Origin of the sequence: Weissella tructae (assembly GCF_000732905.1) — a bacterium.
Lineage (GTDB): Bacteria > Bacillota > Bacilli > Lactobacillales > Lactobacillaceae > Weissella > Weissella tructae.
Genome location: NZ_CP007588.1, coordinates 207,670 through 221,045, shown reverse-complemented (window position 1 = coordinate 221,045; position 13,376 = coordinate 207,670). Strand labels below are relative to the sequence as shown.

Sequence of the window (13,376 nt, the reverse complement as noted above, 5' to 3'; positions counted from 1 at the left end):
ACCAAATTAAATGCTTTCTGATAGCAAAAAACGCCGATCATAATGATCGACGTTTTCGCTTGGCATTGCTAGAAAAGACCTGTTCTAGCTCAGGTGATGATTTCTCATCAGTCAACGTACACCAGTTATAAATAACTGTTAGTCATGTGCAAGTAAGGCGATTCCACAACCAACCTTACAACCTACAGGCATACGGCCCTTCACGTAGGTCGTTTGTAAAGATCTAATCATGATCTTCTCGACTCATCGCATAAGAATATTGTATCACACATTAACTAAATAATGCAACGATTTACTTTTCAACTTGCGCTTCTTGTTCAACAACAGCACCTGTAATCTTTACAGGCTTAACTGGCTTAGACTTCTCACCACTTTCGCCGTCTTCAACCTTACTTGCTGCAATCTTGTCAACGACGTCCATTCCTTCAATCACTTGACCAAAGACAGTGTAGCTACCATCAAGCATAGGGTTTCCACCCTTTTTGTAGGCTTCTAAAATCTTAGTTGGGTATTCATTCTTATCCAACTTAATCCCTTGATCGTCTTTGTTTTGATTGATAAAGAATTGTGAACCGTTTGTATCTGGTCCCGCATTAGCCATTGAAACAGCACCACGGATATTGTACAAAGCCATATTCGCCTCGTTCTTAAATCCGTTACCACTATCCTTCTTTTTGTCCTTACCATTCCAGATAGATTCACCACCACGACCAGTTCCTTCAGGATCTCCACCTTGAATCATAAAGTCTTGCATGACACGGTGGAAAATTGTGCCGTTGTAGTAGCCGTCCTTTGCATGTGTGACAAAGTTTTCCGCAGCTAAAGGTGTGTACTTATCAAAGATTTTAATCTTAATGTCACCTTCAGAAGTTTGAAGTGTTACAACAGACTCATCTTTTTTAACTTCATCAGATAATTGTGGAAAATCAAGCTTATCTAACTTTTCCTTATTTGCACGCTTATCAGATACAACCTTGTTTTCTTCGTTTACAGCATTCTTGTAGACATTCGCTTGCTTTTGGTAAATAAAGGCAAATGACCCCACCAAAATTAATGCCACAACAATTCCAATAACATACTCTAACTTAATTTTTTTCACAACTTTCCCCTTTATTGCTTATGCATCTTAAATTCTAAGAAATAATCATTATACGTTTCAGTCCACTCAAGACCCAAGTCTTGATAAACTTCTAACTTCTCTAACACGTCTCGCTCAGGATACCATGCTGGATTATCACGAACTTCCGCAGGCAAATACGTCTTCGCTACCTTATTAGGCGTTGCGTATCCAACGTATTCAGCATTCTGCGCCGCATTTTCTGGTCGATTCATAAAATTGATAAACGCATAGGCTGCATCTCGATTACGAACAGTCTTAGGAATCACAAAATTATCTAACCAAAGATTTCCACCTTCTTTTGGTACAACATACTGCAAATGTTCATTACGGCTCATCATCTCTGCTGCATTACCTGAATAATCAACGGCAATCGCTGCTTCATTTTGAGCCATATACATTTTAATCTCATCAGCAACAATGGCTTTAACATTTGGCATCAATGTTGCCAACTTACCATCGGCTGCTGCCAACTCTGGTAAGTTCTTAGTATTCACTGAAGCCCCATTTGATACTAGTGTCATCCCCAAAATATCACGTGCTGAATCAACAAGCATAATTTTCTTTTTAAATTCAGGACGCCACAAATCATTCCACGTCTTAATCTTATTACCATCAACCATTTGATCATTATAAACAATCCCTAATGTTCCCCAAAAGTAAGGTAATGAATAGGTGTTTTTTGGATCAAAATCTTGCTTCAAAAAGTTCTCGTCTAAATTATCAAGCCCCTTCAAGCGACTGTAGTCCAACGGTTCTAACATATCTGCATTGGTCATCTTCGATACCATATACTCTGACGGTACTGCGATATCATATGAAGTTCCACCCTGCTTAATCTTAGTAAACATCGCTTCATTTGAATCAAATGTTTCGTAGTTCACTTGATAACCAGATTCTTTTTGAAATGCTTTGATTAATTCAGGATCAATATAGTCACCCCAATTAAAAATCGTTAAGACATTATCAGCTTTTGAGCGGCTTTGATTTAAATCTCTGTGTTGTTCTTTTTCAAGATAGATTGTACCAGCCCACAATAGACTCACAACCCCTAAAATAATACCTGTTAACCACATCAATTTTTTCATTAGCGCACCACCATTCCACTAGCGCCACGGCGCTTCTTACCTTTTTGCGCACGTCGTGAAATAAAGTAGTAGATCACAACTAATCCTAATGACATCAAGAACATTAATGCAGACAAAGCATTAATAGATAAGTCAATTCCTTGACGCGCACGCGCGTAAATTTCAACAGATAATGTTGAGAATCCATTACCGGTTACAAAAAAGGTTACCGCAAAGTCATCAAGGGAGTACGTAATGGCCATAAAGAATCCAGCTAGAATACCCGGCCATGCAAATGGCAACACAACGCGACTCAATACTTGCCCGTTGTTAGCCCCTAAATCACGTGCCGCATCTAACAATGCTGGGTTCATTTCATTTAATCTTGGCAATACCATCAACACGACAATCGGAATTGAGAACGCCACGTGAGCCATCATCACTGATACAAATCCTAGGCGCATCCCCAATATGGTAAACAAAATCAAGAAACTTGCACCAATAATCACGTCTGGTGATACCATCAAAACATTGTTCAATGACAAGATAGTTTGGCGTACACCTTTGTTCTTCGTATAGTAAATACCAAGCGCACCAAAAGTCCCAATTAGTGTTGCCAACAATGCAGATAGAAACGCAACAATAAACGTATTTAACAAGATTTGCATCAAGCGCAAATCATTAAACATGTCCGCATAATGACGTAATGAGAAGCCTGAGAACTCTGTCATGTAATCACCGGCATTAAATGAAAAGACAATCAAATAAATAATCGGTAGATACATTAACAAGAAGACGATAGCCAGATAACCATACGACCATTTTGAATTCATTTCTCGCATGTTAACGACCTCGCTTCTTTTTGTCATCACGTGTGACATACATGGTAATTGCCATCGCAACGATTAATACAACACCAATCGTCGCTCCCATTCCCCAGTTTTGCGTAACCAAGAAATGTTCTTCAATCGCAGTTCCAAGTGTAATCACACGGTTACCACCAATTAGACGTGTAATCATAAATAATGATAAGGTCGGAATGAAGACAGCTTGAATTCCCGTCTTAACACCTGACATAGACAATGGAATAATAACACGCCACAGTGTTTGGCGAGCATTAGCTCCTAAATCGCGCGCGGCATTAATCAAACTACGATCCATTTCAATCAATGAATTATAGATAGGTAAAATCATAAATGGAATTTCAATATAGGCCGCCACAAACAAAAACGCCCCATTCGTGAACATCATTTGTTGTGGTCCAATCCCAATAAATGTCAAAAATTCATTCACACTCCCTGATTGACCTAGCAAACCAATAAAGGCGTATGCCTTCAACAACAAATTAACCCATGTTGGTAAAATAACCAACATCAACCAAAATTGCGCATTCTTCAATTTACTCATAATGTACGCTGTTGGATAACTGATCAACAACGTAATACTTGTTACCAAGAAAGCAAAAAATACGGAATTAAACGTCATTTTCAAGTATGTTCCTGAAAAATAATTTTGGTAATTTCCCAACGTGAATTGACCGTTCACATCATGAAATGATTGAAAGACCAATAATACCAATGGCGCTAAAACAAATAAGAAAATCCAGGCTAAGTACGGCACCATATAGTTCATGGGACGCTTCGGAGTCATAGGCTGTCCTCCTCTTCTGGTTCATATTGTTCCAAACGTGCATCGAAGTCTTCTTCAGATTCATTCAAACGCATAATATGAATATCTTCCGGATCAAAATACAATCCTTGTCGTGAACCGATTTCAGCACCGTTAGTTGATTGAATTTGCCATGTGTTTTGATCATCATCATGCGCTGTGATTTCATAGTAATCACCACGGAAAGACTGATCATCAATTGTCACAACTAACTTACCTTCTGCTTCAGAAACCAAATCTAAATCTTCTGGACGCAATACCACTTCAACGGGTTCGTTAACACGCATTCCCCCGTCGACATTTTCAAATTCTTTTCCAGCAAATGATACCAAGTAATCCGCCTTCATCACACCAGGGACAATATTTGATTCTCCAATAAATTCCGCAACGAAGTGGTTAATCGGTTCATCGTAGATATCTACCGGTGTGCCATTTTGCAAAATCTTGCCATCATTCATGACAAAAATCCAATCTGACATCGCAAGCGCTTCTTCTTGGTCATGGGTCACAAAGATAAATGTAATCCCTAATCGTTGTTGAATTTCTCGTAGGTCATATTGCATACTCTTACGCAACTTGTAATCCAACGCAGATAACGGTTCATCCAACAATAAAATTTCAGGTTCATTCGCCAACGCACGTGCAATTGCTACACGTTGTTGTTGCCCACCAGATAATTCTGAAATCTCACGATCTTCATAACCATTCAATTTAACTAGCTTCAACATTTCAGTCACTTTTTCACTGATTTGTTGTTCACTTTTACCTTTAAGCGTCATCCCAAATGCCACGTTATCGTAGACATTCATATTTGGGAATAGGGCGTAATTTTGGAAAACCGTATTTACTTTACGTTTTTCGGGCGGTGTATTGTTAATACGTGTACCTTCAAACAAAATATCTCCTGCTGTCGGTGTTAAGAACCCCGCAATCAATCGTAAGATGGTTGTTTTTCCGGATCCTGAAGGACCCAGCAAGGTATAGAATTTACCCGCTTCAATATTTAAGTCTACGGATTTCAAAACCTCAGTTTCACCGTAGCGCATGGCGACTTCTTTAAATTCAATAATATCCGGCATTACGCACCTCCACACAACGTTTTCATTACTTTCGATTATACTACATGACATGGATAAGACTCACTTTTTAAGGTCTAAATTCCACAAAAAAACACCTCCTGAAAACTGAGGTGTTTTTTTATATTTTAGAACAGAAAATATTCCGTCTTTAATGACAACGTCAAATTACTTTTCGTTAAAGTATGTTGTATGTGGTCGCGCATCTGCTGCACCTTGTTCTAACACATCGATAACCGTTGTCATGGCATCAAACGAAATTAATGATTCTGCACCGTTCACTAATGTTTCGTAGACATGGTCATAGACACGACCATAATCACCTGGCAAACTCGTAATCGTCTTTTCAATACGATCACCGTTTTGATTGTAATATGTCAATTGTCCATAATCTTGTGGTGCATCCAAACCAAAGTTAACATCGCCAGGCATGATCCCTGCCTTCAAGTCATATTCTTGTTGATCGATATTATGCTTGATGTAACTTCCCTTAGTACCATGTAATACCCACTTTGGGTAATGAACGGCGGCCAATTCCGTCGCTTGCACAGTAGCCTTCAAGCCACCCTCATAGAAAAGGTGTGCTTCAAAGTTATCGTCTAACGGACTCCCTGGAACACGCACTGATTTTACATCATAGCTGGCTGCTTCAGGTTGTCCAAATAGAGAAACCATTTGGTCCACCAAGTGAACCCCGTGCCCATACCAATCACCATTAATATAGTCACCAGCATCCGCACCATCATTAGGACGGTAATGATCCATGTGCACTTCTAGCTCAACTGGTTCACCCACATATCCTGTATTCAATACATGCTTAAGCGTTAAGAAATCACTATCAAAACGACGATTTTGGAAAGGCATCAAAAACAATCCCTTTTCCTTCGCAATAGCTGTCAATTCTTCAACTTCAGCCTTTGTACGTGCCATTGGCTTATCAACCAAAACATTCTTACCCGCAAGTAACAATGTCTTCACTGTTTCAAAATGGCTAGGTGCTGGTGTAACCACGACAACCAAATCAAGTTCAGTGTCATTGATAATGTCAGCCATGTCATTTGAAAAGATAGTACCACGTTCACGCCATGCTGCTTCATCTTCTGGTCGCTTTCCAACTGTACGCGCATAAATACGCTTTACATTAATGCGGTCCAAACGTTGTTCAACATACGGCAAGTGATATCGATTCGTACTCTTTCCGAATCCAACATACCCAATATTTAACATATTTTCCCTCCAACTCGTGAATCTAATTTCACATAATAGATATGCTTACAATATACGCTGTTCTATAAAGCAGTGTCAATTGCCTTTACTATTCTTTTATAAGTTCTATACCAATACAAAAAAACACCCCTCAAATGAGGAGTGTTCTTTTAGAACTAAATTAGACTAATTGCTTAGGCTTCTTCGTTCTTACCGTACTTCTTAACAATGTCTTCTTGGACATTCTTAGGTACAGCTTCGTAGTGGTCAAATGCCATTTGGAATGTACCACGACCTTGCGTTGCAGAACGCAAAGTAGTTGCATATCCAAACATTTCTGACAATGGAACCTTAGCGTGAACCATCATTGAGTTACCACGTTGTTCTTGACCTTCAAGCATACCACGACGCGCAGAAACGTGTCCCATGGCATCTCCCAAGTTATCTTCAGGAACAACAATGTCAACCTTCATGATTGGTTCAAGGATAACGGCACCAGCAGTCTTGGCAGCTTCACGCAATGCCAATGAAGCAGCAATCTTAAAGGCAGCTTCAGATGAGTCGACATCGTGGTATGATCCATCGAACAACTTAGCCTTCAAGTCAACCAATGGGAATCCAGCCAAAGGACCGTTGTTCATTGAGTCACGCAATCCAGCTTCAACTGAAGGGATGTATTCACGTGGCACAACTCCACCAACGATGGCGTCTTCAAAGGCGAATCCTTCACCTTCTTCGTTTGGTGAGAATTCAATCCAAACGTCACCGAATTGTCCCTTACCACCAGATTGACGCTTGAAGAATCCACGCGCTTCAACTGTTTGAGTAAAGGCTTCACGGTAAGCAACTTGAGGTGCACCAACGTTAGCGTCAACACCGAATTCACGCTTCAAACGGTCAACGATGATGTCCAAGTGCAATTCACCCATTCCAGAGATCAAAGTGTCACCAGTTTCTTGGTTAGTTTCGGCACGGAATGATGGGTCTTCTTCAGCCAACTTTTGCAAAGCAGTTGACATCTTGTCTTGGTCAGCCTTAGTAGCTGGTTCGATAGCCAATTGGATAACGGGATCAGGGAATTCCATTGATTCCAAGATCAAAGGACGTTCTACGGCTGTCAATGAGTCACCAGTAGTAGTATCCTTCAAACCGATAGCAGCGGCGATGTCTCCAGAGAAGACTTCTTCGATTTCAGTACGGTTAGTTGCGTGCATTTGTAGCAAACGACCAACACGTTCACGCTTGTCACGTGATGTGTTCATTACGTATGAACCTGATTGCAAAGTACCAGTGTAAACACGGATAAATGTCAAACGTCCAACGAATGGGTCAGTCATAACCTTAAAGGCCAAAGCTGCGAATGGGTCTTCATCGTTGGCAACCAAGTCAACAGATTCACCAGACTTAGGGTCTTCGGCGATGTATGGCTTAACGTCCAATGGTGATGGCAAGTAGTCAACAACGGCGTCCAACATCATTTGAACACCCTTGTCCTTGTAGGCTGATCCAGCAAGAACTGGGTAGAATGCCAATGCCAAAGTAGCACGACGGATTCCGGCCTTCAAAACTTCTTCAGAGATTTCTTCTCCACCAAGGTACAATTCCATGATTTCTTCGTCAACATCAGCAACGGCTTCAACCAATTCGTCGTACTTTTCTTCAACTAATTCAGCGTAATCTGCAGGGATTTCGCGTGCTTCCCAAACTTCACCGTGTTCTGATGAAGGGAACCATGCTTCCTTAGTAATCAAGTCAATGATTCCTTCGAAGTCATCTTCTGCACCGATTGGCCATTGAATAGCCTTAGCGTTTGCATCCAAACGGCTCTTCAATGAGTCAACTGACATACCGAAGTCCGCACCCATCTTGTCCATCTTGTTAACGAACACGACACGAGGAACATCGTATGTTTCAGCTTGACGCCAAACAGTTTCAGTTTGTGGTTCAACACCAGCGGCTCCGTCCAATACGGCTACGGCTCCGTCAAGAACACGCAATGAACGTTCAACTTCGATAGTGAAGTCCACGTGACCAGGTGTGTCAATGATGTTAACACGGAATGCATCCTTGTCGTATTGTTCGTGGAATCCACGCCAAACGGCAGTAGTTGCGGCAGATTGGATCGTGATTCCACGTTCCTTTTCTTGGTCCATGAAGTCCATTTGTGAAGCTCCATCATGAGTTTCACCTAGCTTGTGGATCTTACCAGTGTAGTACAAGATACGTTCTGTTGTAGTTGTCTTACCAGCATCGATGTGGGCCATGATACCGATATTACGCGTACGGTTAAGTGGGTATTCACGCTTATTAGCCATGAGTAATAATCTCCTTCAATATTTGGGCATCTCAGCCCAATTTATATATATTATTATACCGCATAATACAGAAAAATGGCTACTGCCAAAATGACTGTAGCCAAAATTTCTTTATCTTACCAACGGTAGTGTGCGAAGGCACGGTTGGCTTCAGCCATCTTGTGCGTGTCTTCACGCTTCTTAACAGATGCACCAGTATCGTTAGCAGCATCCATGATTTCCTTGGCCAAACGTTGGTCCATCGTGTGTTCTCCACGTGAACGAGCGTATTGTACCAACCAACGAAGTCCCAACGTCACACGACGTTCTGGGCGAACTTCAACTGGCACTTGGTAGTTAGATCCACCGATACGGCGAGCCTTAACTTCCAAGACAGGCATGATGTTGTTCATAGCTTCTTCAAACACAGCCAATGGTTCTTGACCAGTTTGTTCCTTGATGATGTCAAAGGCATCGTACAAGATTGTTGAAGCAGTTCCGCGCTTTCCATCAAGCATCAAACGGTTGATCAAACGTGAAACTAGCTTTGAGTTGTAAATTGGATCAGGCAAGACTTCAGCCTGCTTAGTGTAACCTTTACGTGGCATTATTTATGTCCCCCTATTTTTACTTCTTTGGGCGCTTAGTTCCATACTTTGAGCGAGATGTCATACGACCATCTACACCGGCAGTATCCAAAGCACCACGGATGATGTGATAACGCACACCAGGCAAGTCCTTAACACGACCACCACGGATCAAGACAACTGAGTGTTCTTGAAGGTTGTGACCGATACCAGGAATGTAAGCCGTAACTTCAATCAAGTTTGAAAGACGCACACGGGCGTACTTACGCAAAGCTGAGTTAGGCTTCTTTGGTGTCATAGTTCCGACACGAGTAGCAACACCACGCTTTTGTGGTGAGTCAACACGCGTCATCTTCTTCTTTTGTGAGTTGTAACCGAAGTTCAAAGCTGGAGAGTTTGACTTCGTGCTCTTTGACTTACGAGGCTTACGAACCAATTGGTTAATTGTAGGCATGTCTAAGAGTCCCCTTTCAGATTTTTTCTATAGTGTTTAGTCCACATTACCAGGCGTGTCGCTTAATAATGTAGAAGAATTGGTACTTTTCGCTAAAGAGTTCAGCACATCGTATCACTACGAATACCCGCTCACTCAAAGCACAAATAATAATATATCATTTCTGCGGAATACTTGCAACACTTTTTTGATAAAAAAGCCTATTTAAAGCCATTTAGTTTGCCCACAATTCCGGGCGTGTCATTTGTCAAAATAGCATGAGAACAACGCTTTATAGGTATTCAAGATCGGAGAAATTCATGCTAAATTTTCTGTTTTTACTACTTTTATGCCGCACCGCAATTGAAGATTGGTACACAAAAACGTTTAATTTCATTCATTTAAGCAGCATTTTTACATTAATTTGCTTATTTCATCCCCAAAATACGATTATGATCCTGATATACGTTATGTGTTTATATATCAACCACATATTCAAAGAAAAATTCATTGGCCATGGTGACATAGATATTTTATGGCTTGGTTATACCTTGTTAACACCCGAAAAGTGGCTATTTTGGCTCCTAATTGCGTGTGTTTTACAATTATGTTTACAATTCACAACACCCAAACATCCACAGACGCTCCCTTTCGTCCCTGCTTTAGCTTGCAGTTGGCTGCTTATTCTTGCCACCATCAAGTAATCACCTCTAACGAAATGATTATTACGAGCAATTTTTAAGAAGTAGTGATTACATACAAAAAAACGACCCAACATTTCTGTTAGATCGTTTCTTATAAACTAAATTAAACCAATTCTAGCAAGTCAGCCTTCTTAGCTGATGCTGCGAATTCGATGTTGTTAGCCTTCAAGTAGTCCTTGATTTCTGCAACAGTGTTCTTTGCAGTTGGCTTTCCAGCAGGAGCAGCAGCTTCCTTAGCAGCAGGAGCAGCAGCTTCTGTTGCGATTTGGATTTCAGTTTCGATAGTTGCAGGCGTGATTGAAGGAACATGTTGTCCGTTATCAGCCAAAGCCTTCTTAGCTTGTTCTGCAAGACCAGCAAATGCCTTAGGGTCTGAGATAGCCAAGTCAGCCAACATCTTACGGTTCAAAGTTGAACCCATCAATGACAAACCGTTCATAAAGCGTGAGTATGACAAACCGTTCATACGGGCTGCAGCGTTAATACGTGCAATCCATAGCTTACGGAAGTTACGCTTTGTGTTCTTACGGTCACGGAAGGCGTATGACCAACCCTTCCAAACTTGTTGCTTAGCAACCTTGTAGTTAATGCTACGTTGACCACGGTAACCCTTGGCCAACTTGATCATCTTCTTGCGACGTGCACGCGTCACAGTTCCACCTTTAACTCGCATGGATAATTTCCTCCAGTAATTCTTTGTGTGTAATTGCTTTAATTAGTAATCGTTAAAATTAACGACCCAACATGCTGATGTAGTTCTTCAACGTAGTGTGGTTCATCATTGAAGTTCCACGCAATTGACGACGTTGCTTCTTAGTCTTACCGTGGAAACGGTGTGACGTAAACGCGTTCGCTGACTTCAAACCACCCTTGGCAGTCTTCTTGAAACGCTTGGCTGAGGCACGGTGTGTCTTAAACTTTGGCATAATTCTTCCCCTTCGTACTGAAAATTAAATTACTTCGCTTCTTTGGGTGCAAGCACCATAAACATGCTGCGCCCTTCCATCTTGGCTCTAGCTTCAACCTTAGCGACTTCAGCTAGTTCGTTAGCAAGCTTATCCATGACTTCACGCCCGATTTCCTTGTGCGTGATAGCACGTCCACGGAAACGAATTGAAACCTTGACCTTGTTACCCTTTTCCAAAAACTTAATAGCAGCTTTCTTCTTAGTGTTAAAGTCATTGTCATCAATCGTTGGGCTCAAGCGGATTTCCTTCACACTAACGACTTTTTGGTTTTTGCGTTGTTCGCGTTGCTTCTTTTGTGAATCAAACTTGAACTTCCCATAGTCCATAATCTTTGCTACTGGTGGCTTAGCGGTTGCTTGCACCAATACCAAGTCCAACTCAGCTTCGTCAGCAATGCGTTGGGCATCATTCTTAGACATGACTCCTTGATCACCATCATCGGTAATCAAACGAACTTCACGTGCGCGAATGCGGTCATTGATTAGGTCTTGTGGTTGTTGCGGTTGGCGTGCGTTTGCTATGATCCTTACCTCCAGAAAAACTTGAAATATAATAAAAGCGGCTTGCCGCATTACACGACAACCCGCTAGTCAACATCATTAGATAATGTATCAAGTGATTAACCCGTTGAGCATTCTCAACAAGGTGAATAGCGGGCGCCATTACTTTATTCCTTAACAATAGATTATTATAGAGAATTATTAATTCTCTGTCAACACCTTATTCAAAACTGCGTTGATGTACTTACGAGACTTTTCATCTGTAAATTCATGCGCTAGTTGCAAGGCTTCATTAATAGCTACGTTATTAGGTGTATCTGTTTCTTGCGCTTCATACAAAGCTAGTTGCATCAAAACTAAGTCCGTCTTGTTCAAACGGTCAATAGTCCAGCCACTTGCCAAGTTATCTGCGATTTGCAAACTTAGGCTAGCATCGTTTTCACGAACACCGTTAACCAAAGCCAACACATCAACAGGCAAGTCGTTTTCCCAAACAGTTTCAGGGTCACCATCCAACACTTGTTGAACAATTACTTCTGCTTCTGCTTCTGGATTCATCATAAGTCCAAATAGCGTTTGAAACGCAATTTGACGTTGTTGGTGTCGATTCAATTCATGCATTAATCTTTGGTCTCCTCTTCAACGACTTCTCCGAAAAGGTTGTTAGGATCAATCAATGAATCTGTCTTAGGAGAAATCATCCCCTCAACATAAACATTAACAGTCGCAACTTCCACTTCAGTCATCGCAGAAATTTGTGTTTGTACACGTTCTTGGACAGCTTGCCCAACCTTAGGAACGTTAACGCCGTATTGCAATAGAACGTAGACGTCGATAACCAAACCATCTTCAGTTTGTGTTAACTCAACACCCTTCCCTTGAACACGTCGCCCTAAAGCTTCTTGAGCTCGTTCAGACATTGAACCACGCAAACTAGCGACTCCGTCAACTTCTTGCGCCGCTAAGCTAGCAATAATGTCAATCACACGCACATTCACTTGTGTTGAGCCATTCGTTTCATCTACTTGGTGTAATACAATGGTTTCTTCAGCCATAGAACTCTCCTTCTTTAACACAAAAGCGCCGGCCGGCAACCGGTCGGCACTTTATGACATCCTTATTGAACAGTTGTTTGATTCTATTATGCCATAAAATCAGACAAAATTCTAATTAGGCACGTGATGAGTATGATCCACCATCATCAGTGTTAATGATCAACTTGTCACCAATGTTGATGAAGTCAGGAACAGTAACTGTAACACCAGTTTCCATTGTTGCTGGCTTTCCACCACCGTTGGCAGTCGCACCCTTAATTCCTGGTTGTGTTTCAGCAACAGTCAATTCAACTGTCTTTGGAACTTCAACATCCAAGATTTCACCTTCGTAAGAAGTAACCTTAACGACCATGTTTTCCAACATGAACTTCAAAGCATCCTTAATTTGGTCTTCTGGGATTGAGAATTGGTCGTAAGTTTCAGTGTTCATGAATACGTGTGCGTCACCTTCGGCGTACAAGTATTGCATGTCTTCACTGATAATTGCAGCAGTTTCGAACTTATCTCCTGGACGGAAAGTCACTTCGTTAACGGCTCCAGAACGCAAGTTCTTCAACTTTGAGCGCACAAAGGCAGCTCCCTTACCTGGCTTAACGTGTTGGAATTCCAAAACACGCCAAATTGAGTTGTTATACAAAATTGTCAAGCCAGTCTTCAAATCATTCATACCAATAGTTGCCATGATTGAGATCTCCTAAATT

Annotated in this window: 15 protein-coding genes and 1 pseudogene; all 16 read right to left on the bottom strand. The window is 41.3% G+C overall.

The window, feature by feature from the left end:
• Positions 1 to 292: 292 nt before the first annotated feature.
• The 16 genes and pseudogenes from WS08_RS01070 to efp all read right to left on the bottom strand — a co-directional run bounded on the left by WS08_RS01070 (position 293) and on the right by efp (position 13,357).
• Positions 293 to 1,099, bottom strand: a complete 807-nt coding sequence (locus tag WS08_RS01070) for a peptidylprolyl isomerase (RefSeq protein ID WP_009495467.1) — start codon at positions 1,097 to 1,099, stop codon at positions 293 to 295.
• Between the two features lie 11 nt (positions 1,100 to 1,110).
• Positions 1,111 to 2,205 (bottom strand): ABC transporter substrate-binding protein, encoded by a 1,095-nt coding sequence (locus WS08_RS01065; RefSeq protein WP_009495468.1) that lies wholly within the window; start codon positions 2,203 to 2,205, stop codon positions 1,111 to 1,113.
• Complete coding sequence (locus WS08_RS01060) at positions 2,205 to 3,026, bottom strand: ABC transporter permease (RefSeq protein WP_009495470.1); 822 nt, start codon at positions 3,024 to 3,026, stop codon at positions 2,205 to 2,207. Before WS08_RS01060 ends, WS08_RS01065 begins: the two co-directional genes overlap by 1 nt.
• A gap of 1 nt (position 3,027) precedes the next feature.
• Entirely contained in the window at positions 3,028 to 3,834 is an 807-nt protein-coding gene (locus WS08_RS01055) for an ABC transporter permease (RefSeq protein WP_009495472.1), read from the bottom strand.
• A complete protein-coding gene (locus WS08_RS01050; RefSeq protein WP_009495474.1) occupies positions 3,831 to 4,931 on the bottom strand; it encodes an ABC transporter ATP-binding protein in 1,101 nt (366 codons plus the stop codon). The genes WS08_RS01055 and WS08_RS01050 overlap by 4 nt, the downstream gene beginning before the upstream one ends.
• Positions 4,932 to 5,096: 165 nt before the next feature.
• A complete protein-coding gene (locus WS08_RS01045; RefSeq protein ID WP_009495476.1) occupies positions 5,097 to 6,155 on the bottom strand; it encodes an oxidoreductase in 1,059 nt (352 codons plus the stop codon).
• 173 nt (positions 6,156 to 6,328) lie between these two features.
• Complete coding sequence (gene fusA, locus WS08_RS01040) at positions 6,329 to 8,449, bottom strand: elongation factor G (protein WP_009495478.1); 2,121 nt, start codon at positions 8,447 to 8,449, stop codon at positions 6,329 to 6,331.
• Positions 8,450 to 8,565: 116 nt separating this feature from the next.
• On the bottom strand, positions 8,566 to 9,036 hold the full coding sequence (rpsG, locus tag WS08_RS01035) for a 30S ribosomal protein S7 (RefSeq protein WP_009495480.1): 471 nt from the start codon (positions 9,034 to 9,036) through the stop codon (positions 8,566 to 8,568).
• Between the two features lie 19 nt (positions 9,037 to 9,055).
• Complete coding sequence (gene rpsL, locus WS08_RS01030) at positions 9,056 to 9,469, bottom strand: 30S ribosomal protein S12 (RefSeq protein ID WP_009495482.1); 414 nt, start codon at positions 9,467 to 9,469, stop codon at positions 9,056 to 9,058.
• Between the two features lie 786 nt (positions 9,470 to 10,255).
• Positions 10,256 to 10,333 (bottom strand): HeH/LEM domain-containing protein, encoded by a 78-nt coding sequence (locus WS08_RS06960; protein WP_265583745.1) that lies wholly within the window; start codon positions 10,331 to 10,333, stop codon positions 10,256 to 10,258.
• Positions 10,334 to 10,414: 81 nt separating this feature from the next.
• Positions 10,415 to 10,825 (bottom strand): annotated as a pseudogene (gene rplT, locus WS08_RS01020) (50S ribosomal protein L20); the annotation flags it as partial.
• Between the two features lie 58 nt (positions 10,826 to 10,883).
• Positions 10,884 to 11,078 carry a 50S ribosomal protein L35 gene (rpmI, locus tag WS08_RS01015; protein WP_009495487.1) on the bottom strand — a complete coding sequence of 65 codons (195 nt, stop codon included), beginning with the start codon at positions 11,076 to 11,078 and terminating at the stop codon, positions 10,884 to 10,886.
• A gap of 29 nt (positions 11,079 to 11,107) precedes the next feature.
• Complete coding sequence (infC, locus tag WS08_RS01010; protein ID WP_081580079.1) at positions 11,108 to 11,692, bottom strand: translation initiation factor IF-3; 585 nt, start codon at positions 11,690 to 11,692, stop codon at positions 11,108 to 11,110.
• 129 nt (positions 11,693 to 11,821) lie between these two features.
• The gene (nusB, locus tag WS08_RS01005; protein WP_009495490.1) at positions 11,822 to 12,241 is read right to left on the bottom strand and encodes a transcription antitermination factor NusB; all 420 of its coding nucleotides are present in this window, start codon (positions 12,239 to 12,241) and stop codon (positions 11,822 to 11,824) included.
• Positions 12,241 to 12,675 (bottom strand): Asp23/Gls24 family envelope stress response protein, encoded by a 435-nt coding sequence (locus WS08_RS01000; RefSeq protein ID WP_009495491.1) that lies wholly within the window; start codon positions 12,673 to 12,675, stop codon positions 12,241 to 12,243. Before WS08_RS01000 ends, nusB begins: the two co-directional genes overlap by 1 nt.
• Before the next feature lie 115 nt (positions 12,676 to 12,790).
• Positions 12,791 to 13,357 carry an elongation factor P gene (gene efp, locus WS08_RS00995; protein WP_009495493.1) on the bottom strand — a complete coding sequence of 189 codons (567 nt, stop codon included), beginning with the start codon at positions 13,355 to 13,357 and terminating at the stop codon, positions 12,791 to 12,793.
• Positions 13,358 to 13,376 lie beyond the last annotated feature (19 nt).